Source organism: Legionella jamestowniensis (assembly GCF_001467745.1).
Taxonomy (GTDB): Bacteria; Pseudomonadota; Gammaproteobacteria; order Legionellales; family Legionellaceae; genus Tatlockia; species Tatlockia jamestowniensis.
In genome coordinates this window covers 64,920-87,601 of sequence record NZ_LNYG01000008.1, presented here as the reverse complement: position 1 = coordinate 87,601, position 22,682 = coordinate 64,920, and the positions used below count along the sequence as shown (strand labels likewise).

The following is a 22,682-nucleotide window of genomic DNA, read 5'->3' as shown; positions in this document are numbered from 1 at the left end:
AACTTCAGGCTAGTAATTCCTCACTACCCAGGCCTCAGTCAGAAAAACATCAACTGAAAGAATCCCAAGTTTCTGTTCAAAGCACCCCAACTCAGCCACAAACTGTTAAGCATACTAGCACGCAAACCTATAATGCTAAACCCACTATTATGTCTCCTAAGGTAACACAGGATATGAGAGCCCAATTGCAGAATGCAAGAACAAAAGAAAAAACAATCTCTGATCTTCTGGAAGACATTCAAAAACATATTGATAGCCTAAATTCAAGCCGGAATCCATTCATGCGCAGTCCACAAGCAAAAGTTGCTGCTCTGCAAGCACTAAAGAACAAACTACAAGAGAATGAAGGTGAAAATATTAACAAGTTGATTGAATCTTGGCTAACCGATGAGAATGGAAAAAATCAAAAGACCATCAATCAACATCGTTTGGTATTTAAATCCGAACAAAATCAAAATCCTGATGATGCTCCGAGAACGGCTCGCCTTATTGAAGACTGGAAGAAACAATATGGAACGCTTACAGTTCCTTCCTCTGAAGTCGAAGATTCCTTAAGAAATAGACAGCCCAAGTAGTTTATATTGCTAACAAAAATTTCCATCTGTATGGGTGGCTTCTAATTCATACCAGAATACAACTTTTTCCTTTACAGGATGAGTTAAAAATAGCTTCTGATTACTTAACTTAATCACTTCATTTCATAAGCGTTATTTTCATCATCATCTTCAACAATAAATTTCTCTACCAATTTTTTCTGTTGTTGACGAAGCTCTTCTTTAACTGCTTCTATTCGTTGATCTATTCCCCGCAAAATAAAATCCTGATATTTTGTCCGCGCTGTTGAGACAAACATCTGGGTTAACTCTACAATGACATCACCCATATTTACCTTGTAGTATTTACATCCCGCTGTTCTCTCATTAAGTTCTTGATTAGATAAAAGAAAGTGTTTAGGCTCTTTTTTATTATTTAATGTAGTGACAGCCAGATGTCCATCTCTTGAAGAATTTCTGAAAAGCACCCTAGAAACGTTCTCTATCACGGATTTTTCTGCAGTCTCACGATTGACATCACGGTAATCCGAATGGCAACGGACATCCCAAGGTATTTCTTTTGCAATAGTCTCATAAAAACTCATGCAAGCGCTCATTCCGGTTTTAACAGCTGCAGAAATTTCTTGCGGAGTAGGTTTTGTTGAGTGTGATTTTTTCATAACAATTCCGTAGATAAAATTTAATACAATTGTATTAATAAATTATTAAAATAATATTAAATTCATAGCACGTGCTCAAATTTCTCTGTGTAGGACAAAATTTTTTCATAGTCGTTTGCAATGACACGATTCTAATTTTGTGCTGCACACATCCTAAATCACTTACACAATAAAAATCAGTACAAACGTAGTCCCTGTTGCAAATTTCATAAGGAACATTTAAAAAAAGGCTATAAGCCATTAATAGATTTACGAGATATGAATGATAAATTTTATCTGGGAAAGTGAGGTGAGAGCTCATGAAATTGATGCGCAAGGAATAGTAAATAACTCTCATTATTTATGTTACTTTGATCATGTTAGAACATTACATTTACATGCCCTCGGGGCTGACTGGATTCAATTAAGCAATAAGGGAATAAACCTTGTTTTGTCACAGGCCAATTTGCAGTATTTAAAACCATTGCGGGCATTTGAACGTTTTAAAGTCACGTCAACAATAGCGAAAGAAGGTCGATTAAAATTAATTTTTACGCAGTCGCTTTACAACTCAGCAGGCGCACTCATGTGCCGCGGGATAAATACTGTGGTGTGCGTGGATATTAATCGAAATAAACCCATTGCTATTGATAAGGTTGAAGCATTAAAAAATGCATTCGCAGAATAGCAAAATATATTGATTCGACTACGAGCAATTAGGTGAATTAGGTTAGGCTTTTGCTCATTATAATTTAAGAGATGAATTATTATTAGATTCTGTTTCATGTTTGACTGCGCCTTCAACAGCCTCTTTTAACTTTTCATGCTCAATATCTTTTTTTAGTTTTTGAAAACGTTCTTTGAAGCTACTCCAGGATTTTACTTCAACTTTTTCGCCCGTCATCATTTGTTTAATTTTGTCCCAAAAACTGTTACGACGTATCTGGGAAACTTCAGCCGTTTTATTTAGTAAATTGACTACATCTGATAGCCATTCTTCTTGTTCATCTTGATGGATAATCCTTATAGGCTGTAACTTTTCGCTTAGATTTTGTAACTCGTTTTTTAACGCCGTGTATTGAGTAACTTTATCAATACTGTTTAATTCATAGCGTTCATTTTTATCTTTATAACGCTTCAGTTGCTCTTCTATATGAGTCTGCAAAGCGTTTAAAATACTATTAATATTGTGTGAAAAAGTCTGTATTTCAAATTTTAGCGCTCTATCTTCAGAGGTATCTCCTGGGTATTCTTGCATAAAAACTCCACTTTAACTTAACGCCTCAATATAAAGCTTGCATTCCTATTCAATCTTTTGTTAATTATACCAGATTATAACAAGAACTGATTAATTAATGTTCATATAACGTAACCCGTAGCCCGGCTGCTTGCAGCCGGGAAGACTTCTATTTAACTGATAAATCCTGCAAAATAGATTCTGAAAGGCTGCTTTATGGGAACGACTTCCCCCGGTTGCAAGCAACCGGGCTACTTGCTGCTTGCAGCTGAATCTTATACACATCTCTGAAAACCTGGTTCAGCTTTGCTTTCCGACGTCCCGCGGCTTTGTCCGCGGGATCCAGAAGCACTGCGCTAAATCACTGGACCCCGCGGACAAAGCGTCGGCAGAGAGATGTGTTCAAGAGACAGGGACAAGCCGCGAAGCGTAGGCAAAGATGTGATCAAGAGACAGCTGCTTGCAGCCGGGAAGACTTCTTTTTAACTCTCCTAAACTTTGCAAAATAGATGATGACAGGCTAGGAGAGTTCATAATTAGGTTACGATTATTCCGGTGGCAAGCAACCAGCTACTTGCTTTAGGTTATTTGAGGAGCAAACATGTAAATTGGAGCCTTTATCCAATCCTTTTAGGCCTAACGTGTTATCGACGTTTCCGATATAATTTGTAACCGATGTCTTCGGAATAGGCCTTATTTAATTGGCGTCCCGGAGAGGATTTGAACCTCCGACCTGCCCCTTAGGAGGGGGCTGCGCTATCCAGCTGTGCCACCGGGACTTCTCGTTAGCAAGTCTAGCGTTATCATTGAAAAATAACAAATCATTTTTCAGGACGTTTACATTAATCTAGGTGAATGACTTTCATCAAATATAGTCAAACAAACTCAATCCTTGAATTTTTGCAAAGGTTTGTTGGGCTGCCTGCAAATAAACTTGTTGAAGTTCAAGTTTTACAGCTACCTCAGCAAGATTGATATCTTCCAGTGAGGACAATGTCTCCTGACTTGTTTGTAACACATCACCATTGACTTGTTCCGCAACATCTAATTGATTTAAACGAGCCCCAACTTGTGACTGGAAAGCCAGAATGTTGTCAAGCGCGGCATCCAGCTGATCAAGAAGTTGATGATTTTCAGTCTCCACCACTGCTTTATCCGCAGCAGTCAAAAATGGCCGCTTTAAGTTAACCACCATCCTGTCCACGGTTGAAAAAACTGATTCATTTTGTGAGGGTTGAATGCTAAACGCATCACCCACGTCGGGATTTCCGGTAATTGTTACCTGGATACCATTGAATGTGACTGTATTTCCCGCCTGATACAAAGGAGCATCATCGGGAAGGCCTGTGGGAGGAATAACCGGCCCACTGTTCACGCCACTTATCAATACTACCAACTCATTCGTGGAATTTAAAACAAATTGCAGGGTATAGTCATCGGGGATATAAGCAGCAACATCCACCACTGTTCCAGAGTTCACAGTCCCACTACCCGTATTGGGGGTTACTGTTTGGCTTACAGTGAAGTAACCATTCCCATTGGGGATACGCATGAATAAATCTGAACCGTTATCATTAACCGCCACATTCAATCCACCACTTATCGCCTGGAATCGTTGTGTTTCATCGCCGTTATAAACGAATTGACCACCCACATCCCGGGTTATTGCTTGTGTGGATGTTTTTCCACCACTAAATAAATAATATCCATTGCTATCCTGAGTATTGGCTAGGCCTTGCAATTGGCCTAACAAGCTTTCTGCTTCCTCACCTAACGCTTTGCGATCAGCCTCTGACAAAGAAGTATTTCCTGCCTGCACCTGAATTTCGCGAACACGCTGCAGCACATTAATCATATTGCTCAGCGTACTTTCTTCATAGCTTATAGCCCCCAGAGCCGCATCACGATTCTTTTGCAGCCGCTCTGTACTGTTAATGCGTTGCTTCATTAAATCAATTTTAGAAGCAGTGATAGGATCATCAGAAGGAGATTGTAATTTTTTTTGCGATGACATTTGTTGCTGTAATTTTAAGGTTTCCATTTGTTGGGCCAACATATTATTGAGGCCTCGCATAAAAATTTGATTGGTTGAAATGCGCATAATCACCTCATTGCAGCAAATAAGATATCCATCATTTGACCTGAAATCGCCATAACTTGACTTGCAGCCTGGTACGCTTGTTGAAATCGTAATAAATTTGTAGCCTCTTCATCCAAATTCACACCACTTTTACTTTCGCGAAACTCAACAGCCTGTTGATGTAGTATATCGGCAGCATCGCTGCGAAGTTTAGATTGGTAAGTTTTCCCGCCTACTTGTGCGATTAAATTAGAATATCTATCAAACAAACTTTCCGTATTCCCTTCAAATATTTTATCTCGCTGTAGCGCATTTAATTGCAAACCATTTCTATTGTCCCCTATTCCGCCACTATTAAAAGAGGAAGAAAAACTGTCCCCTGACTTTGGAATCCCGGACAGCACAATCGAATAAGAAGGTGTAACGGCATCCGGAATTAAAACGGTGTTGTCAGTATTTGGGATAAAAACAAAAGGACCTGTCGTGACACTGTCTGTTACATTAACAAGGTTGTACTGGGTGTCTGAAATGAAATCGATACGAAATTCTTTCTCTACTGCTGTAGTATTAACTATTTCTCCTAAGGCAATACGACCATTTCCTGTATTCGCCAAGGAAGTTTGTATACGTACCGGGGATGCAAACGCAATTTCACGAACATCATTAAGAGCCAACTTAAGATCACGAGCAGCCCCCCGAGTCGGCATTAGTGTAAACCGGTCATCGTTGTTTAAGTTACCCACGTTATCAACAGTAATTGTCATGCCATCAATCATGATTTGTCCTGCTGGTGGTGTTGGCGGTGTATCGGTCCAATTTAACGTCGTTGACTGACCATCTGATTTTCGAATCAATCTTATTTCATTAGTGCCTGCATCGGTGACTAAAAGTTCATAATCACTTAGTTTCGTCTGGGCAACATCGGATATGGCAACAGATAGAACTGCAGAGCCTGTATTATCAGAGGAAGGTATTGAGCGTGCCAATTGTAAAGCCGAGGAATTGAAATCAGTAAAGAAGTCTTTACCAATTTGACTATTCATGTCCATACCTAAATGATGTTGTGCATTAAATCGTGCGGCAAGTCCTATCGCCATTTGCCCCAATAGCTGGCTTGCTTGCCCAAGAATATCCTCTTCAAAACTTAAATATCCGCCCAACATTCCCGACTGTAGATTTTTAGTAACTTCTGTTGGGCCCGCACCGTTATCTACAGTAATTATGGTTCCATTTTGACCTGTGGTGTTATTTTCAATGGTAAGTTCGCGATACTCTGTACCCATTACCAGCATTTCACCACTACCAATTGCAACGCTGATGCCTGTATCACCTTGATTAACAACCGTAACTTCGACATATTGGGATAATTCCCGCAACAACTCATCCCGTTTGTCGAGTAACTCTGGTGAATCACGCATTCCAGCCAATTGTTGATTAACTTGGGCAATATTAGCAGTAATTTGATTGATGCTATCAATTGCTTCTTTTATCTGTAGTGTATTGTTTTGTTGGTACTCATCCAGACGGTATTGTAGTGAATTGAATTGATCAACTAATAGTTCACTTTGTTTTAACGTCACTCCCCTTGACGCGATACTGTCAGGAGCCTCATTCAATTGCGCCAAAGCATTAAAAAACTGTTGCATGCTTGTTGAAATGCTTGTTCCTTCCTGAGATAAAAGCTTATCAATTTGCAAGGCTTGCTGATAAAACGTGTCATATTCTGTTTTAGTAGTCAACGTCTCTCTGACCTGACGGGTAGCAAATTGATCATTATTGCGTTTAATTCCAGATACCGTAACACCAGTTCCAATAAAAGAACCTGCGTAACGGTGAGAAGGGGTTGGAGTAAATTGGGCGGTTTGTCTTGAGTAACCTCTCGTATTCACATTGGCAATGTTATTACCAACCACCTCAAGTGCCCGTTGGAATGCACTAAGGCTTGATGCTGCAATGTTTAAAATCCCTGACATGCTTCATACTCCCTTCCAATATTTTCCATGCGAAAATGTAATTTAAGCGCTTACTCCATTAAAAACCCATTTCGCTCTAGTGCCTGTTGCAATTCATCACCATGGTAAATTGCCATAATTTTAGAGGCATAATTAGGATCAGTGGCATAACCTGCACGGTGTAATTCATCGACATAACGCTGAGGGTCTTTCGTATTTGCCAAAGCAGCCTCATAGCGACTATTGCCTTGAATTAACGCTACGTAATCACTGAAACTATGTGCAATCGATGGATACCTTCGAAAACTGGCATTCATCCTAATAGGTGTATCGGCAATATATTCCGTTGTTTTAGTTTCAACCGTATTTTCAGTATTAGAGGTTGCTTTAATATTAAATAAATTATTACTGCTAATGCCATCACTACCTCGAGTTACAAATTGTCCCCAACCCGTTTCTAATGCTGCTTGTGCCATTAGTATCTTAGGATCGAGCCCTAATAAATTAGCCGCTTGTCGGGCATAGGGCCAAATAGATTTTACAAACTCATCGATAGTTGCTGCTGTTCTTGGAGTATCTTCTCGCCCGTTGTGATTATCTAGGGGAGTAATACGGGAGGCTAATAGTGACTGCTCAACTGATTTTTTAGGAGTATCAGCTGGAGCCTGGGTTTGTCCTAACTGCTTTGCCAGAATGGCAGCAAGACCTATACCCTGACCATTGGCAATGTTGCTGGCATACTGTCCATCAAGCATGTCTTGAAAGGTAGAGGCCGTATCGCTTTTAAATGGACTTGAGTCATCCAGAAAATATTGCCCTCCCATTCGCATACTCTTAAGCATGGCTTGTAAAAAAATTGCCTCAAATTGCTTGGCGACTGCCGGCAACGCCTTTTGCCCATCAGCTTGAGCTTGTTGTTTTAAATGTTGCAAATTTTTAAAATCACCTACAGCGATGCCATCAATTGCCATATCAACCATCCTGGTTAAATAATGATTATCGTTGCATTTAGTGCGCCAACTTGCTTTAAAGCCTCCAGGATTGCTACCAAATCGGCTGGAGTAGCACCAACTGCGTTTATTGCTTTAACAAGATCTTTCAGGGATGCCCCTGGAGCAAACAGGAAAGTACGGTTATTTTTTTGCTCCACATTAATTTGCGTATCGGGTACAACGACAGTTCGACCGGTCGCAAAAGGATTGGGTTGGCTAACAATAGGATTCTCGCTAATGGTTACTACTAAATTGCCATGAGAGACAGCAGACGGTTTGACAAGCACTTTTTGGCCAATAACCACAGTCCCTGTGCGTGGGTTAATAATAATTTTTGCTTCGGCCTCTCCTGGTGTAAATTCTATATTTTCAAGCACAGACACATAATCAACACGATGGGCAGCTGATTTGGGTGCCGTTACTTCCACAGACGCAGCATCAATGGGGTGCGCGGTTCCTGGACCCATAAGTTCATTAATGGCGTCACTCATGCGTTTGGATGTAGTAAAATCCGGACTATGGAGGTTATAAGTTAATGTTCTTGAAAAATAAAACGGGTTGGGAATATCCACTTCCACCGTCGCCCCATTCGCAATACGCCCACCACTGGGAACATTGACTGTGACACTTGAACCATCCTCACCACTGACAGCCAAAGCAACCACTGTAATATTGCCCTGGGCCATCGCATAGACACGGCCATCAGCCCCTTTTAAAGGCGTCATCAACAAAGTGCCCCCTCGAAGGCTTTTGGAGTCTCCAATAGAAGAAACATTCACATCCAGAGTTTGCCCTTTTTTCATGAAAGTACTTAAATTGGCAGTCACCATAACCGCAGCAATATTTTTAGAATTCAGTTTTGTCCCGGGCGGAATATTAATACCTAGCTGCACCAGCATATTGGTAAAACTTTGTTCAGTAAAGCGTGTTCCGGTACGATCCCCTGTTCCATCGAGCCCCACCACAAGCCCATAACCAACCAATTGGTTTGTCCTTACGCCAGCCAGGGTTGCAATGTCTTTAATGCGTTCGGCATAGCAAAAGGTTCCTGCCAAATAGGAAGTAAACACGAGTAAAAAAACTGCGATACCTTTACGCATCGATTTAAACCATCCTCATAACTTTCAAACAGGAAATAAAGGTCCCCAAATAAAGCGTGAAAACCAACCTTGAGCATTTGTATTATTAATCTGCCCCGTACCACCATAAGCAATTCTTGCATTGGCAATTCGGTCTGAAGTAATGGTATTGTCAGGTCGAATATCTTGGGGACGAATTATTCCTGATAGTCTAACAAACTCACTACCCTGATTAATATGAATCCATTTTTCCCCCTGAACAACCATATTACCGTTAGAAAGAACCTTAGCTACTGTTACTGAAATACTTCCAGCCAATTTATTATTTTGTACAGATTGTCCCTCGCCTTCAAATCTACGTTTGGCATCAAGATCAAAATCCATGCTATAGCCGCCACCTAAAGCAATAGGTCTTCCTGCAAAGCTGGCGTTAAATATTTCGACTTTGTCATTTTTTCGTTGACGAGTAATGGCACGTTTTTGGGCATCTGTTTTTTCAATCAACATCACAGTCACAATATCCCCTGGATGTCTTGCACGAGGTGTTTCAAACAATGGTAGTGCCGTTTCCGCGTTATAGATAGCACCATTGATATGACGTGTTTGTTTTGGATCAGGACCGGTGGGGTAAGTAGGTGCATAATCAGGTTGAGTACCTGGGTAAGGAGGAAATAAAGCCTCACACCCTGCTAATTGGCAAATAATCCCCACCCCCAGTAAAAATCGTCGAACCTTCATTGTCCGCTTCCTGCTACACAGTTTGTACTAAATATTGCAACATATTATCTACGGTTTGAATGCTTTTCGCGGTGATTTCATAACCTCGTTGTGCTTGTATCATATTTACTAGCTCTTCAACAACATTTACATTTGAAGCTTCTAATGAGCCTTGTAAAAGAGTTCCCAATCCCGAATTACCAGGAATGTCTGTCTGAGCTGGACCACTCGCAACGGTTTCTACAAAAAGATTCTGACCGATTGGTTGTAAACCTGCGGGATTAATAAAGTCAGTTAATTCCAATGTTCCAATCTGAGTGGGTATATTATTACCAGCTATCAAAGCCGATACTGTTCCATCAGTACCAATAGTGACACTTAAAGTTTGTTCAGGAATTGTAATGGGTGGTTGTATAACATACCCGTTAGCCGTGACAAGTTGTCCCTGGGCATCACTTTGTAATGTACCGTCTCTGGTAAAAGCTTCAGTACCATCAGGCAATAATACTCTTATGAAACCACGCCCTTGGATAGCGACGTCCAAAGGATTTTGGGTATTCTGAATGCTACCTTGATTAAAAATTTTCTGGGTAGCCACCATATGTACCCCTGTACCCATGTTAATCCCAGTAGGTATTTCGGTGTTTTGGGTAGACTGGGCTCCCGCTTGTCGCAAGTTTTGATAGATTAAATCCTCAAATACCGCCCTTCCTTTTTTAAAGCCAGTAGTGTTGACGTTAGCCAGGTTATTTGCGATGTTCGCAATATTTTTATCTTGTGCATCAAGACCGGTTTTACTAACCCATAATGCTGGTTCCATAGCCTTTCCTTGTTATTATTTTTATTAGGCTCTCAAAATCACAACTGCAATAGTTGTGCCAACTTTTGTGAATTTTCATCCGCTACTTGGATAACCTTCATTTGTGCATCAAATTCCCTGCCAGTGGAAATTAAACCAACCATTTGTTCCACGGCATTGACATTACTTCCCTCCAGCGTTCCCTTTATAATTACAACGGAAGCATCAGTGGGGGCAACTCCTCCTTGTCTCAACCTCATTAAGCCGTCAACACCTTTTATTAAATTCTTAGAATCTGGTTTTACCAATTTCAGTCGCTCAATGACAGCCAAAGCATTAGGGTCACCATCTAAAGGAACGATAGAAATTGTCCCATCATTACCGATTTCAATACGCTGCGCTGGCGGAATAGAGATAGGTCCTCCATCTCCTAGAACCGGTTTGTTTCCGGCCGTAACTAACATCCCATTTTCAGTCAAATGAAAATCCCCTGCACGCGTATAAGCCTCTTTCCCATCGGCACCCTGAACTGCAAACCAACCACCTCCCTGTACAGCAACATCCAAATCCCTTCCAGTGGCTATTAATTCGCCATCGGTAAAATTAGTTCCATTCTCGCCTTCAACAACAAAAGCTTCCGCAGTCTCCACCGAGCCAGTCACATACATGGATTCAAACTGGGCTATATCTGCTTTAAATCCTGGTGTATTTATATTGGCTAAATTGTTAGAACTAACCGCTTGTTTTTTAAAATCAGTTTGCGAGCCATGCATAGCATTGTAAAGTACAGGTTCCATTGTTTCACCTCTTTTGATACTACAAAATTCTGAACGTAATAACGTCATTCTGAACGCAGCGAAGAATCTCCCCACTTGTCAGTTGCTTCATCTCCAAGATCCCTCAAGTCGCTGCGCTTTCAGGATAAAGTGATGGGTATTCGCTCAGGGTATTTGATAACAATTACCGAATATTAATAATTGTTTGGGTCACTGCATCCGCTGTGCGAATAGTTTGCGCATTCGCCTGAAAATTCCTTTGGGCACCAATTAAATTAACAAGTTCTCCGGTTAAATCAACATTGGACTCTTCCAAAGCACCTGATTGTATAAGACCAAGGCTTGCTGTGCCTGGATTACTAACTAATGCCTGGCCAGAGGCAGACGTTTCAGCCCAGTTCGTATTGCCCATTGATTGCAAACCATCAGGATTAGCAAAATTGGCAAGCTGTATTTGCCCCATAACCCTGGATTGGCCATTGGTATAACGTCCAAACAAAACCCCTTCTTCGTCAATGTCCAAACCATCTAAACGCCCGGTTGTATATCCATTCTGAACATTGGATTGGACAGCAAAAGGACTCCCAAATTGTGTGCTGTTGGAAAAGTCGACATTAAAATTTAGCGGATCAGCACCATTGGATAGTGCCATAGAAAGTGGGATCAAATTATTGGGTAAAGGGTTGTTAGCCGTGTCCAACGCACTGTTAAACGAGCCATCACTATTAAAATTTACACGATATAAAGTGGCTGTGTTAGCACCTGCACCTGCTGGTAAATTTTGATTATCAAGTTGAAACGCAACATACCATTGATTTTGCGTACCAGGCGGCGTAGATGCGTTAGGGGCACCCGCTGCAGCCGATGCATCGGCGTGAATAAAATACATGGACAGTACATGAGAGTTCCCCAAACTGTCATAAATTGTTGTTGAGGTTGAATTATTATAAGTATCTTGAGCCGGTGTTGCCCCACCCGACCAATCGACTGTAGGTGGTGTGCTTTTGGAATATAAATTGACACCACTTGCTACTGTAGTAGTAGCATTGGGATTGATATTTGCTGTACTAATTTGCAGATTGCCGGATACATTGGTGATATTACCGTTTGCATCGGCAAGAAGCCCTGTTAGATTTTGCCCATTAGCATTAACGATAAAACCTTCAGTATTTAATCCAAACGAACCAGCCCTGGTATATAGATTTGAACCTTGATCATTTAAAACGAAGAAACCAGAGCCACTGACTGCAAGGTCAAGACTATTATTGGTAAAAGTAAAATTACCCTGTCCAAAATTTTGTTGTACCCGGGAAAGACGCACACCGCTTCCAACAGCATTGCCCCCACCACCATAGGTTCCTGTGGCATATACATCTGCAAACTCGGCGCGTGAACTTTTAAATCCTATTGTTGGTGAATTTGCAATGTTGTTGCCAATGACATCCAAATCTTTACTGGCCGCCTGAATACCACTAAGTGCTGTTCCAAATACCATGATTGCCTCCTGCAGTAATCCTCAAGTTTGCAATTTCAGCTTGAGTTAATGGCAGATTACAAATTCTGACATTATTTATATTTTAATCAATTTTTCATGTTTAGTGATCATTAACTACGCAGTAATCTGTTTAACATCGTTTAATGATACCGAACCAATACCAGCGACATTAAGTTTTACACCTTCGCCGTTTTGTCCAAGGCTAACACTATCCACATTAGCTGCTGTCATTGTTTTTAAAGCCACTTCCTTACCGGAATAAATACCATTGACTTTAACCGTATATTTTCCAGCAGCAACCCTCTCCCCTTTTTGATCAAGTCCATCCCAATTAAACTCAAAAAGTCCTACACTACGTTGACCTAAAGGAATGGTTCGAATTAATTCACCTGACTCGGAGTAAATCGCGGCTGCCAGGTTATCGACACTTGCTGGAACATCTACGGCAACCTTTGCCTCACCCTCTTGACCAAGATTCATAACATTACTATTGACCAATACTTTACGTCCCACTAACGCTGAGGCTTGAAGAGCCTGGTTAGATTGCAGGGAAGACGCCAGATTTTGAATGGATTCTTGCATTTTGGTAATCCCGTCATTGGTGCTAAATTGTGCTAATTGAGAGAGAAACTCCCCATTGGTTTGCGGCTCCAAGGGGTCTTGGTTCTGAACTTGCGCAATCATTAGCCGTAAGAAATCACTTTGTCCCAGACTTTTCTTCGGTGCGGTTGCTGCTGGCCCCATCAAAGAGTTTGCTCCATTTACTGAATTCATTGTCATTATTGATTACCTCTTACTGTCCAAGTTGTAAGGTGCGTTGAATGAGTTGTTTTGACGTACCTAATATTTCCAAATCCATCTGATAGGCTTTAGAGGCAGAAATAATGTTCGCTATTTCAGCCACATAATTGATATTGGGTGCATAAACATACCCATCCGCATCGGCAAGCGGATTGTTAGGATCGTATTGTTTAATTGCTTCAGCCTCACTTTCATAAATAGCGCTTACTTCTACTCCGGCTTTAACCTGATTATCCATCCACAACTGCGCTTCATCCTGAACCGTTCTGAAAACTGGATATTGTGCTTTATACGTGTCGTCAGGATTACCCGTAACCACATTTGCATTACTCATATTACTGGTGCTTGTCGTTAAACGGGATGTTTCAGCAACAAGCGCAGAACCTGCAATATCAAATATATTATTTAAAGACATCACTACTCCCCTTTTAGCGCCGTGATCATGGACTTAATCTTGCTATCCAGAAAGGTTAAACTGGCTTGATAAGACAATGCGTTTCGTGAAAACTCAGTCGCTTCCAAATTTTTGTCCACCGTATTACCGTCGAGAGTTACATGGCTTGGATTGCGGTACTTAAGTTGTCCCTCAAAATCATCCTGGCCAAGAATATGATTCGGTTTATCGACCGTCATTTCTTGAGATGCGCCAGCCATTGCTTTCGACAAAGCATTTTTAAAATCAATATCTTTCGCTTTGTAGTTGGGGGTATTTACATTTGCCATATTCATAGCAAGTTGTGTAGCACGCTGCTCACGGAGCACGAGTGCCTTGGCATGAACTCCAAGGTAATTATCTAAATCAAAGGCCATATCAAAACTCCCTTTTTACTATCAACTGCAATAAAGCAAATCGCATGCCAATAATTTTAAATTTAATGAAAATTATGCTGTAAAATAGGGGGTTTTTAACTTAATCTCTCTGTATTTAGCTCCCTTGAGGCAGTAAAATCACTGCATCGCTGAGGCAACATGCTCGATTGCTTCACGTATAAGGAGTACATGATGAAAAAAATCAATGAATTACCCGCCAATGCAATTGAATTAGTTAAGTCCTATCTTTTGTCTCTACAGAATTCGATTTGCAAATCACTCGAAGAGTTGGATAGTCAAAACCGATTTTTAGAAGATAGTTGGGTTAGACCCCAAGGAGGCGGTGGTATTACGCGAGTTCTTGCCGGAGGGAAAGTCTTTGCAAAAGCTGGGGTTAATTTTTCCCATGTATCTGGTGATAAGCTTCCTGCTTCTGCGACAGCACATCGTGAGGAATTAGCGGGTTGTCAATTTCATGCCCTGGGAGTTTCATTGGTGATTCATCCTGATAATCCTTATGTTCCAACTTCTCATGCTAACGTCCGTTTTTTTATCGCTGAAAAAGAGAACTGTGAACCAGTATGGTGGTTTGGTGGTGGTTTTGACTTAACGCCCTACTATGGATTTATTGAAGATTGCAAACACTGGCATCAGATGGCTTTTAATGCATGCCAACCCTTTGGAGCAGAAATTTACCCTAAATTTAAGGCCTGGTGTGACCAATACTTCTATCTTAAGCATCGGCATGAAGCAAGAGGTATCGGGGGATTATTTTTTGATGATTTTAATGAAGGTGGTTTTGATAACAGCTTTGCGCTTATGAAAAGTATTGGTGACCACTTCATTAAAGCTTACGAGCCTATCGTCAAAAAAAGAAAAGAAATGGCGTACGGCCCAAGAGAAAAAGCATTCCAACTTTATCGACGTGGCCGCTACGTAGAATTTAATCTCGTTTACGACCGTGGCACTTTATTTGGTTTGCAATCGGGAGGTCGAACAGAATCCATCTTGATGTCCCTTCCTCCGGAAGTGCACTGGCACTATAATTGGCATCCTGAAAAGGGAAGCCCCGAAGAGAAGCTTTATACAGACTTTTTACCTGCCCGTGACTGGATTAGTCAGTAAATTTCTTTGCTTGAGGTGTTTCACTCTTATTCCAGTTTAATCTCTTATCATCGAGCTTCATGGTATAAGTTCTATGAAGCTCAAATTGATTCTCTTTAAACACACGCCAATCCACAGAGCATGCTTTTGCATTCACATCAATTACAAAATAACTATTCATCTTATCTTTTCGTCTACTGCATGACAAAGTGCCAGCATGCAAAACTGAACAGACCTTGTCATTATTTTTCTTGATTATTCCTACATTGGCGTAATGAAGATGTCCTGTACACACAATATCCACATTGCTTGTTTTTAAATATCGTAAAAACTGCTCTTCATTTTTTAGAGGCTTGTGTAAACCTGCAATATGATCAAAATTATGATGAAAAAATAATATATTTAAATTTTTACCTTCTACAGTGAAAAAATTATTAATTATTTCTAACGTGTTTGATTTTATCTTCCCTTCTTTCACCTTAAAAGGATTAACACTGTTTACACCTAAAATTGCAACTTCATCATTAACAAACTCCGCTTTAAATCGCTCCTTCACATAATGATCATACGCTTTAAAAGGATTCATCAGGCGTGTAAGGAAATTATATAGCGGTACATCGTGATTACCAGGAACCACGAGAACAGTGCCTGGTAACTGATCAAGAAACGATTGCAAAAGCTCAAACTGATGACTCTTTGCCCGTTGAGTCAGATCACCTGAAATGAGGGTTAATTGAGGTTGTAACTGAACTACATCTTTTAAAAAAGCATCGAGTATTAGGGGTTGATGCATACCAATATGCAAATCCGAGATATGGACTATTTTCATTTTAATGTTAATAGTTTTAGTGAATTTGGAAGGCAACGATAGATTAAGGGGGTATCCATAATAGTAGTATCCCCATCTAAAGAAATATTGATCCTCGCTTTCTTTTTAATATCTACATTAATAGGTGTTTTTGATGCTCTTATTTCAAAATTATTCGACTTCCGAAATAAATGGTCAATGACCTTTATTAAACTTAACTTACCACGTTTTAAAAAATAAATGCCCAATACTTTTTGGTTGAAGCTATCTCGACCAATGGTTACTGGAAATTGGTAAGAATATAAATTATTTGAAACCATCAAAAATGAGGTATTGATTGAAAAATTCTCTTCTTCATTTTTTATTGTGATGGAGAACTTTTCATGATAACGAAGGGCTTCCAAAAAACTTGGTATATAGCTCAACCATTTTGGATAATGTTTTGCATAAAAATCTCTTTTCCTGGCAAGCTTCGGATAAAATCCAATCGAAGAATTATTAACAAATACTTTACCATTTACTTCAGCAAGATCAATTTTTATAAATTTTGGTTGTTTTAATGCAGCTACTAGATCATCCTCTGTTAACGGAAGATGTAATTCTTTCGCGAAGTGATTCATGGTGCCAAGTGGTAAAACACCCAGCGTAGTAGAACTGTTTGCGCACCACTGAGCGGCACTACGAATGGTGCCATCTCCCCCTCCCACTAACAATAGTGAGTAGTCTGTTAGACAATTCTTTATTTGCGTTTCTAAATTTTCAGGGGCTACCTGATAACAATGGTAATCAATTTTTTCCTTGTTAAAGGCAGCAAGATAATTATCTATCAACTTGGCATTTTTAGCCCGATTATTTAAAATTATGGCTATGTTATTCAAGGCCGCCTCCTTAAATACTAACCGCTACAACGTTTAGGGATAAATGGGCAACCATAGGAATTTCTCAATACATCAAAAACCACTTTACCTTGGATATCATGCGGGCGCAAGGTTACCTGCCCTATGCAATTCATAAAAATTTGTTGCCCCTTACTCAAGGCTAAAAAGTTACTAGAATTAAACTCCCCTGGCAGTTGAACCAAACTTTTTAAATTAATGGGCGAAGAGAGAAGTTTGTTCGTTCCTTCATTAAAATAATTAAGAAATAAATTTACCTTTTGATCATTATTGATGTGGGGATCTAATGCTTCCAAATGCTTATCACCGCATCGCCAGAATACCTTATACTCGGCAGTCCATCCAACTGCTGTAAAACAAGTCAATATCAAGACGATAATATAAGTTTTCATCCTTGTGCTCCTTTCGAGTTACAGCACCCCAATATTATTCAATTTTAGCATCAGCCATCGCTCTTTTACTGAGTGAAGCAATAATTTTCTCGAGACTGTGAGGATAAGGATCAGTTTGGTTAACAATCGCCTGGGTGCGTTGTTCACAATAGTCTTTAACCTCTTTATCCGGAAGAATATAGAAAGTCTTGTTTTCCACCTCCCTTAAAATGTGGGCAGCCACATCCTCGGCAGGCCTGCTTCGTGCAACTAGTTCAGCGACCATATCATGCAATGCATCTGTATGTAAGGGGGTAGAATTTTTAAGTAGCTGTGTGTTAGCAAATGAAGGACATACAACAGAAACGTCAACTGGTTTATTTAAACGTTTAAGATCAAAATACAGGGATTCTGATAAAGCGACAATCGCATGTTTAGACATGGCATAGGCAGACATTTGTGAACCACTGCATAAACCATAAAGGCTGGCCATATTGATGATGTGGGCACGATGTGTTTGTTTAAACATGAAAGGCAAGAAAGCCTGCACACCATGAACTACGCCATGTAAATTAACATCCATTACTTTACGAATATGCTCAGGGGTTAACTCCCATACCGGTGCTAAATGACCGCTAATACCTGCATTATTAAATACCCAATCTACACGATTAAAATATTCAAAAGTCTGCTTGGCAAGATGACGCAAGCTTTCAACCTTGGTTACATCACAAACGACGCCTAAAACTTCCGCTTGTCCTAAATTGCTTAGCTGTTCGACTTGATCGCATAAAGTAGTAACGGCATTATCAGCCATAACTACATGCATACCACGCTGTATACAAGCCTGAGCCAAAGCGAGACCTATTCCGCTTGCCGCGCCAGTAATCACTGCAACCTTTTGATTAGACTCCATTCCAATCTCTCCTGAAGTGACATAGGTAAATAGTAGTTAGATTATTACACATTAATAAATTCTGGTATCTCGTTTAAAACGTTACACCGAGTGTTCTTATTTTAAACAAGAAATTTTTATTTGATGGGATAATAACGATTCTACCAGGTCCAGGTCAAGAATAACTGTCATTTCGAACAGAACAAAATCATACTTTGCGGTACTATACCCCAAAGAGGCATCCTTGATGATGTTCACTCGCGAAAGTCTAAGCAATGATTCGAGTGAAGTTACTTGAATATTCTATGCTTTCGCGAACGAGGAGTGGGTTTTAATGCCTTAGGCTATCCGCATAGTTCTATACAATTATTAACTCAGTTATTCTTCAGTAACAACAACGACTTCCTGAGCTTTAAATCCTTTCGGACCTTTATCAAGTACATAGGTTACTGGATCATTTTCGTGTAATGTTTTAAATCCAACACCTTGAATATCTTTGTAATGGACAAATATGTCATCACCTTGTTCGTTGACGATAAATCCAAATCCCTTTTTTTCATTGAACCACTTAACGTGGCCATTTTCTCTTTGCGACATTCACTATCCCCTTTCGTCTAAAACATATCTACTCTCAGTAGATTGAAACAGTCAGCACACATCTAGATCAAATTTCAGACAATATGCAATCAATACTGCAAAAAACTGGATTTTGAGCTAGAATGAATGCTTTTACGTTAGTACAAACTAACATTTGCCTAGAATAGCAGTTTTTTATTGATTGTTAACGATTTTTTTAAAAAACATTTAAAACTGGCGTAAATAGAGTCTATTCGTTTCAAAAATTTGTAAAATATCCCATTTTTTTCAATATGCAGGATATCTATGGATCAATTTAAAGAATCTTTCATTCGTTTGGCACTTGATTGTCAAGTACTAAAATTTGGTGACTTTATACTCAAGTCTGGCAGGCGAAGCCCTTATTTTTTTAATGCAGGATTATTTTATCAGGGGGAAGCCTTACATCAACTAGGTCAATTCTATGCAAAGACACTGCTCCATCATCAAGTCGATTTTCAACATCTTTTTGGACCCGCCTACAAGGGACTTCCTTTGGCTACTGCTACTGCTATTGCCTTGGCTGAATCAGGAACGGATGTCACCGTGACATTTAACCGTAAAGAAATAAAGGATCATGGGGAAGGAGGACAACTTATTGGTGCCCCATTACAAGGTAAAACCATTATTGTGGATGATGTCATTACTGCCGGTACAGCTTTTCGTGAGGCTCAAACACTAATTCATCAACATGGGGGTAAGTTGACAGGTGTAATTATTGCGCTTGATCGCTGTGAACGTGGACTAGATACGCAATCTACTCTGGCAGAGATTAAAGCACAAGGGATTGAAGTCTTTTCAATCATTACCTTTTTTGACTTGATAGACTATCTGCAGACAAATGGGCAATGTGAACAAGTGGAACGTTTAATGGCCTACCAACGTGAATATGGTTGTAATTGATAAGTCTTCTCTTATGCGAGTGATCAAATGCTCGCATAAGAGGATAATAATTTTTAATTAATAAGCGGCAATATCAATTGTTTTCATCTTAAAGTGGAGTTCCTTGCCATGCCTTAAAACGGTTAAGGTGATTTGGTTACCAACTTTAATATCCACAAGGATGTTATAAAAAGCATCGTAATTTTTTACAGGATGACCGTTAATCGCAACAATTACATCACCAAGGTGAATACGTCCCCAACTGTCACGTAAAGTACCACGCAATTTTGCATGGGCAGCAGGTGTATTGGGCAAAACGTCTGCAACCAGTAAGCCTTTTTCAATTCCTAAACGCTTGGCTATATGAGGTTCAACAACTTGAATACCAATCCCTGATAAAACAACACGCCCATTCTTAATCAACTGGGGAACAATACGAGCGATGTCATCAGCAGGAACAGCAAACCCAACACCGGCGGAAGAACCGGAGTTCGAATAAATTGCTGTATTTAAACCAATAAGACGTCCCTTGCTATCTAATAAAGGACCACCGGAATTTCCTGGATTAATCGAAGTATCTGTTTGAATCATATCGCGAATGGTAACACCACCAGCGCCGGGCACTTGTCGTCCTAAGGCTGAAATTACCCCTACAGTCAAGCTATGATCCAACCCAAATGGGTTACCAATTGCGATAGTTTTTTGGCCAACTAACAGCTCATTGGTAGGCGCCAATTCAAAAGGAGTATACGTTTTTAACAATTCCAATGCCTTAGGGGATTTAACCGCCAGCACTGCAATATCCTTTCGAGGCTCTGCCCCGATTACTTTGGCAGGAACCGTAAGTTTGCCAATACTAACGGTTAAATTATCAGCACCGTTAATGACATGGAAATTGGTGACAATATGACCTTGGGCATCCCAAATAATGCCTGACCCGGCTCCAGCAAGAACCTGCATCCTTTCATAAGAATGGTTAACTACTGTTGCCAAACGGTGTACATAGACTACCTTTGGGGAAAATTTTTGAAAAATCTCTACAGTATTTCTTTCATTAGGTAGTAATTCATCCAACGTAGTACTGTAGGAAGGTAAAACCATTGTAGCCATACAAAAAAATAATAAAACCAACCCTCTAAATTTCATAATCTAACTCCATACCTATTGCTCCATACAACTGTTTTGCGAATACTGACGCGAATAATAATGTGGACCCACAGGATTTTTCTTTAATTTTTAAATTTTGCCAATTATGCCTTATTTTAGTGTAGTTAGACAAATAAAAAAGCATTTGTACTGTAAATAGCCGCTTAACAAGATAGGAATAAATTAAGAAATTTCAAGCTAAATCCTCCATGAAACTAAAGTTTTATGAGTGCATTTAGCAGGGAATTAGACAAATCAAATAAAATTTAAAACGAAATGGCATAATAAATAGTGATCCGCCCTATAATTCTGCAGGCTTATTTGAAGAAGTAAGACGAAGTTTTCGAGTATAAATTTTCAACACTAGAAATAGTCTGCTTAACGTCGTCATCCGTGTAGATGACGCCGTTTATTTATATTTAGATTAAGTATGATTTTGTCCTGAATCAAAAAACTCTATTTTCATACAGCAAATTCTGGTTTTGAATTGCTGTTGTTTGTATTTTCTTCATCGGTTGGAGCATTATCAATGTCATCATCTTTACCATTAATATCGTCTTCCGCATCAGAAACATCTTCTCTTGCATCAATTTCATCTTTAGCTTTTTCATCATCAATATTGCTGGATGGTTTAAAATACTGCATTAACATGGTAATAGGAGTCAAAATTAACGCCTTAAAGGTTTGCGTCCCCGCTTCGATTGACTTGACCGCAATGGTCTCACTATTCTTGTTATGCCGCAGATAAATTTTTTCTAATAAACCAGAGTGACGTTGATAAATGGCATCAAGATGTTTATTACGCTTTCTTTCCTGCTCTAGAAGATACTCTTTTAATTCCGAATGAGTATCCCATAACGAATCACGTCGTTTTTGCAGTTGCTCGAGCTCGTTATTATAGAATTCCAGTTCATTATCAATTTCTTGTTTAAGTTTATCGCAGGTGGCTTTTCGCTCTGCAGACTGCTCCCCTCCAATAATAGCCGTTGACTCTTTTACTGCAATTTGAGAATAACGTTCTATTAAATCTGTTTTCTTTTTGAGGATATCTTCAATTTTTTGATCAAGATATTGAATAGCCTCTTTATTTGAACCTAGAACCTGGTAATGAGAGTCAAAGCGTTTATTGTTTGCCATCTGATTTCGCAGGTTTTCCAATTCTTTTACTTCTTGAGCGAGAGCTATTTGCTGTGCCTGATCATTTAAATTTTTATCCCGACTTAATAATAGCTGTCGTATAAAAGCAGCCAAAACAGCAACAACGCCAAAAGCAGTCACACAAATGATAGCTATAGTTACAGGTTCCATAGCCAATCCTCCTTAGGACAAATGAATCAATTGAGTATGTATGTCTATAGCGAAATAACGACTGAATGCCTGGTAGGAATCAATTACTGGCCATTCTTCAACGTTATTACACATACGCATCATTTCGGCTTCAAAAATGGGTTCATAGTAATGTTGAAGAAAAGGTTTTATCTGGCTTAATTTGCTAAAATTTTTCACAACAACAGTCGCATTTTCGGCCAAATGAGATAAATTCACTTTTTCCAATACACTGATTAAATCATTCTGCTCTTCGACGGCAGCCTTCATCCATTTCAATAGCACGGAACGTGGTCTTACTCGAAGTAATTGTTTTCCTTCTTCAATAGAAGGCTCCATAAGAACAATGTGCGAATGCAGTTCAAATTTAAAACAGCATAAGAAATCAAGGAAACTCCCTTCGATTTCATTTCGTGCATTCTCACCAAGCCAACGACATATTTCGTGTCGGAACATTGTGGTAAAATGACGCTCTATTTCATTTAAAGTCTCTTCATCATTTCTTTTCTTTTCAATAACATAAGCTGTGTTATCAGTCTGTAACAAACGTAATTCTGGTAACTCAATCTCGGGTAATTGTGAAGCAAGGAATGATAAGAATACTGGAGTAGGCTTGAGAATTATAATTTCCCATTTACTTGGTTGCATGACGCTCTCCTTGATTTTATCGACTCATCCTGAGTACAGCTAAAAAGCAAAATCAACGTCT

25 protein-coding genes and 1 tRNA gene are annotated in these 22,682 nt (G+C 39.6%); 4 read left to right on the top strand and 22 right to left on the bottom strand.

Annotated features, from left to right (window positions below; genetic code table 11):
- A partial coding sequence (locus Ljam_RS02410; RefSeq protein ID WP_193786977.1) for a hypothetical protein occupies positions 1 to 575 on the top strand: 575 nt, incomplete at its 5' end.
- A gap of 113 nt (positions 576 to 688) precedes the next feature.
- Here Ljam_RS02410 and Ljam_RS02405 read toward each other — a convergent pair.
- Complete coding sequence (locus tag Ljam_RS02405; protein ID WP_058448543.1) at positions 689 to 1,213, bottom strand: hypothetical protein; 525 nt, start codon at positions 1,211 to 1,213, stop codon at positions 689 to 691.
- A gap of 262 nt (positions 1,214 to 1,475) precedes the next feature.
- Between Ljam_RS02405 and Ljam_RS02400 the strand changes: the two genes are divergently transcribed.
- The gene (locus Ljam_RS02400; protein ID WP_058448542.1) at positions 1,476 to 1,880 is read left to right on the top strand and encodes an acyl-CoA thioesterase; all 405 of its coding nucleotides are present in this window, start codon (positions 1,476 to 1,478) and stop codon (positions 1,878 to 1,880) included.
- A 57-nt stretch (positions 1,881 to 1,937) separates the two neighbouring features.
- Here Ljam_RS02400 and Ljam_RS02395 read toward each other — a convergent pair whose 3' ends face one another.
- From Ljam_RS02395 to flgB, 13 genes are all read right to left on the bottom strand, one after another.
- Positions 1,938 to 2,450: a hypothetical protein gene (locus Ljam_RS02395; protein ID WP_058448541.1), complete on the bottom strand. Its 513-nt coding sequence runs from the start codon at positions 2,448 to 2,450 to the stop codon at positions 1,938 to 1,940.
- Positions 2,451 to 3,131: 681 nt separating this feature from the next.
- A tRNA-Arg gene (locus Ljam_RS02390) sits at positions 3,132 to 3,208 on the bottom strand.
- 86 nt (positions 3,209 to 3,294) lie between these two features.
- The gene (gene flgL / locus Ljam_RS02385; protein ID WP_058448540.1) at positions 3,295 to 4,530 is read right to left on the bottom strand and encodes a flagellar hook-associated protein FlgL; all 1,236 of its coding nucleotides are present in this window, start codon (positions 4,528 to 4,530) and stop codon (positions 3,295 to 3,297) included.
- A 2-nt stretch (positions 4,531 to 4,532) separates the two neighbouring features.
- Positions 4,533 to 6,482 (bottom strand): flagellar hook-associated protein FlgK, encoded by a 1,950-nt coding sequence (flgK, locus tag Ljam_RS02380; RefSeq protein ID WP_058448539.1) that lies wholly within the window; start codon positions 6,480 to 6,482, stop codon positions 4,533 to 4,535.
- Positions 6,483 to 6,532: 50 nt separating this feature from the next.
- Positions 6,533 to 7,432: a flagellar assembly peptidoglycan hydrolase FlgJ gene (flgJ, locus tag Ljam_RS02375; protein WP_058448538.1), complete on the bottom strand. Its 900-nt coding sequence runs from the start codon at positions 7,430 to 7,432 to the stop codon at positions 6,533 to 6,535.
- Between the two features lie 14 nt (positions 7,433 to 7,446).
- Positions 7,447 to 8,553 carry a flagellar basal body P-ring protein FlgI gene (locus Ljam_RS02370; RefSeq protein WP_058448537.1) on the bottom strand — a complete coding sequence of 369 codons (1,107 nt, stop codon included), beginning with the start codon at positions 8,551 to 8,553 and terminating at the stop codon, positions 7,447 to 7,449.
- Positions 8,554 to 8,577: 24 nt separating this feature from the next.
- Entirely contained in the window at positions 8,578 to 9,270 is a 693-nt protein-coding gene (locus Ljam_RS02365; RefSeq protein WP_058448536.1) for a flagellar basal body L-ring protein FlgH, read from the bottom strand.
- A gap of 13 nt (positions 9,271 to 9,283) precedes the next feature.
- The gene (gene flgG, locus Ljam_RS02360; RefSeq protein WP_058448535.1) at positions 9,284 to 10,069 is read right to left on the bottom strand and encodes a flagellar basal-body rod protein FlgG; all 786 of its coding nucleotides are present in this window, start codon (positions 10,067 to 10,069) and stop codon (positions 9,284 to 9,286) included.
- A 38-nt stretch (positions 10,070 to 10,107) separates the two neighbouring features.
- Positions 10,108 to 10,845, bottom strand: coding sequence for a flagellar basal-body rod protein FlgF (gene flgF / locus Ljam_RS02355; RefSeq protein ID WP_058448534.1), 738 nt, complete (start codon positions 10,843 to 10,845; stop codon positions 10,108 to 10,110).
- Between the two features lie 163 nt (positions 10,846 to 11,008).
- Positions 11,009 to 12,319, bottom strand: a complete 1,311-nt coding sequence (gene flgE / locus Ljam_RS02350; RefSeq protein ID WP_058448533.1) for a flagellar hook protein FlgE — start codon at positions 12,317 to 12,319, stop codon at positions 11,009 to 11,011.
- A 114-nt stretch (positions 12,320 to 12,433) separates the two neighbouring features.
- Positions 12,434 to 13,099 (bottom strand): flagellar hook assembly protein FlgD, encoded by a 666-nt coding sequence (locus Ljam_RS02345; protein WP_058448532.1) that lies wholly within the window; start codon positions 13,097 to 13,099, stop codon positions 12,434 to 12,436.
- A 13-nt stretch (positions 13,100 to 13,112) separates the two neighbouring features.
- The gene (flgC, locus tag Ljam_RS02340; RefSeq protein ID WP_058448531.1) at positions 13,113 to 13,535 is read right to left on the bottom strand and encodes a flagellar basal body rod protein FlgC; all 423 of its coding nucleotides are present in this window, start codon (positions 13,533 to 13,535) and stop codon (positions 13,113 to 13,115) included.
- 2 nt (positions 13,536 to 13,537) lie between these two features.
- A complete protein-coding gene (flgB, locus tag Ljam_RS02335; protein WP_058448530.1) occupies positions 13,538 to 13,930 on the bottom strand; it encodes a flagellar basal body rod protein FlgB in 393 nt (130 codons plus the stop codon).
- A 192-nt stretch (positions 13,931 to 14,122) separates the two neighbouring features.
- Here flgB and hemF point away from each other — a divergent pair, with 192 nt between their 5' ends.
- Complete coding sequence (gene hemF / locus Ljam_RS02330) at positions 14,123 to 15,055, top strand: oxygen-dependent coproporphyrinogen oxidase (protein WP_058448529.1); 933 nt, start codon at positions 14,123 to 14,125, stop codon at positions 15,053 to 15,055.
- Here the strand turns inward: hemF and Ljam_RS02325 are convergent.
- From Ljam_RS02325 to Ljam_RS02305, 5 genes are all read right to left on the bottom strand, one after another.
- A complete protein-coding gene (locus Ljam_RS02325; RefSeq protein WP_238583677.1) occupies positions 15,045 to 15,827 on the bottom strand; it encodes a metallophosphoesterase family protein in 783 nt (260 codons plus the stop codon). The genes hemF and Ljam_RS02325 overlap by 11 nt on opposite strands.
- Positions 15,828 to 15,859: 32 nt before the next feature.
- The gene (locus Ljam_RS02320; protein ID WP_058448528.1) at positions 15,860 to 16,720 is read right to left on the bottom strand and encodes a diacylglycerol/lipid kinase family protein; all 861 of its coding nucleotides are present in this window, start codon (positions 16,718 to 16,720) and stop codon (positions 15,860 to 15,862) included.
- A 17-nt stretch (positions 16,721 to 16,737) separates the two neighbouring features.
- Positions 16,738 to 17,130, bottom strand: a complete 393-nt coding sequence (locus Ljam_RS02315) for a hypothetical protein (protein WP_058448527.1) — start codon at positions 17,128 to 17,130, stop codon at positions 16,738 to 16,740.
- A 34-nt stretch (positions 17,131 to 17,164) separates the two neighbouring features.
- Complete coding sequence (locus Ljam_RS02310) at positions 17,165 to 18,025, bottom strand: SDR family NAD(P)-dependent oxidoreductase (RefSeq protein WP_058448526.1); 861 nt, start codon at positions 18,023 to 18,025, stop codon at positions 17,165 to 17,167.
- A 357-nt stretch (positions 18,026 to 18,382) separates the two neighbouring features.
- Positions 18,383 to 18,601, bottom strand: a complete 219-nt coding sequence (locus tag Ljam_RS02305) for a cold-shock protein (protein ID WP_058448525.1) — start codon at positions 18,599 to 18,601, stop codon at positions 18,383 to 18,385.
- A gap of 285 nt (positions 18,602 to 18,886) precedes the next feature.
- On the opposite strand from Ljam_RS02305, the gene pyrE reads away from it, so the two are divergent.
- Complete coding sequence (gene pyrE, locus Ljam_RS02300) at positions 18,887 to 19,522, top strand: orotate phosphoribosyltransferase (protein WP_058448524.1); 636 nt, start codon at positions 18,887 to 18,889, stop codon at positions 19,520 to 19,522.
- 57 nt (positions 19,523 to 19,579) lie between these two features.
- Here pyrE and Ljam_RS02295 read toward each other — a convergent pair whose 3' ends face one another.
- From Ljam_RS02295 to Ljam_RS02285, 3 genes are all read right to left on the bottom strand, one after another.
- Positions 19,580 to 20,647 (bottom strand): S1C family serine protease, encoded by a 1,068-nt coding sequence (locus Ljam_RS02295; protein ID WP_058448523.1) that lies wholly within the window; start codon positions 20,645 to 20,647, stop codon positions 19,580 to 19,582.
- Between the two features lie 462 nt (positions 20,648 to 21,109).
- Entirely contained in the window at positions 21,110 to 21,955 is an 846-nt protein-coding gene (locus tag Ljam_RS02290; RefSeq protein ID WP_058448522.1) for a coiled-coil domain-containing protein, read from the bottom strand.
- A gap of 12 nt (positions 21,956 to 21,967) precedes the next feature.
- Positions 21,968 to 22,621, bottom strand: a complete 654-nt coding sequence (locus Ljam_RS02285) for a hypothetical protein (protein WP_058448521.1) — start codon at positions 22,619 to 22,621, stop codon at positions 21,968 to 21,970.
- Positions 22,622 to 22,682 lie beyond the last annotated feature (61 nt).

Coding starts and splice junctions, on each gene's coding strand:
- flgG (WP_058448535.1), bottom strand. CDS start 10,069: ATGGAACCAGCATTATGGGTTAGTAAAACCGGTCTTGATGCACAAGAT.
- flgE (WP_058448533.1), bottom strand. CDS start 12,319: ATGGTATTTGGAACAGCACTTAGTGGTATTCAGGCGGCCAGTAAAGAT.
- Ljam_RS02370 (WP_058448537.1), bottom strand. CDS start 8,553: ATGCGTAAAGGTATCGCAGTTTTTTTACTCGTGTTTACTTCCTATTTG.
- flgC (WP_058448531.1), bottom strand. CDS start 13,535: ATGTCTTTAAATAATATATTTGATATTGCAGGTTCTGCGCTTGTTGCT.
- Ljam_RS02315 (WP_058448527.1), bottom strand. CDS start 17,130: ATGAAAACTTATATTATCGTCTTGATATTGACTTGTTTTACAGCAGTT.
- Ljam_RS02395 (WP_058448541.1), bottom strand. CDS start 2,450: ATGCAAGAATACCCAGGAGATACCTCTGAAGATAGAGCGCTAAAATTT.
- flgB (WP_058448530.1), bottom strand. CDS start 13,930: ATGGCCTTTGATTTAGATAATTACCTTGGAGTTCATGCCAAGGCACTC.
- hemF (WP_058448529.1), top strand. CDS start 14,123: ATGAAAAAAATCAATGAATTACCCGCCAATGCAATTGAATTAGTTAAG.
- Ljam_RS02405 (WP_058448543.1), bottom strand. CDS start 1,213: ATGAAAAAATCACACTCAACAAAACCTACTCCGCAAGAAATTTCTGCA.
- Ljam_RS02310 (WP_058448526.1), bottom strand. CDS start 18,025: ATGGAGTCTAATCAAAAGGTTGCAGTGATTACTGGCGCGGCAAGCGGA.
- Ljam_RS02325 (WP_238583677.1), bottom strand. CDS start 15,827: ATGCATCAACCCCTAATACTCGATGCTTTTTTAAAAGATGTAGTTCAG.
- Ljam_RS02400 (WP_058448542.1), top strand. CDS start 1,476: ATGATAAATTTTATCTGGGAAAGTGAGGTGAGAGCTCATGAAATTGAT.
- flgL (WP_058448540.1), bottom strand. CDS start 4,530: ATGCGCATTTCAACCAATCAAATTTTTATGCGAGGCCTCAATAATATG.
- Ljam_RS02295 (WP_058448523.1), bottom strand. CDS start 20,647: ATGAAATTTAGAGGGTTGGTTTTATTATTTTTTTGTATGGCTACAATG.
- flgJ (WP_058448538.1), bottom strand. CDS start 7,432: ATGGCAATTGATGGCATCGCTGTAGGTGATTTTAAAAATTTGCAACAT.
- Ljam_RS02285 (WP_058448521.1), bottom strand. CDS start 22,621: ATGCAACCAAGTAAATGGGAAATTATAATTCTCAAGCCTACTCCAGTA.
- flgF (WP_058448534.1), bottom strand. CDS start 10,845: ATGGAACCTGTACTTTACAATGCTATGCATGGCTCGCAAACTGATTTT.
- pyrE (WP_058448524.1), top strand. CDS start 18,887: ATGGATCAATTTAAAGAATCTTTCATTCGTTTGGCACTTGATTGTCAA.
- Ljam_RS02305 (WP_058448525.1), bottom strand. CDS start 18,601: ATGTCGCAAAGAGAAAATGGCCACGTTAAGTGGTTCAATGAAAAAAAG.
- Ljam_RS02345 (WP_058448532.1), bottom strand. CDS start 13,099: ATGACAATGAATTCAGTAAATGGAGCAAACTCTTTGATGGGGCCAGCA.
- Ljam_RS02365 (WP_058448536.1), bottom strand. CDS start 9,270: ATGAAGGTTCGACGATTTTTACTGGGGGTGGGGATTATTTGCCAATTA.
- flgK (WP_058448539.1), bottom strand. CDS start 6,482: ATGTCAGGGATTTTAAACATTGCAGCATCAAGCCTTAGTGCATTCCAA.
- Ljam_RS02290 (WP_058448522.1), bottom strand. CDS start 21,955: ATGGAACCTGTAACTATAGCTATCATTTGTGTGACTGCTTTTGGCGTT.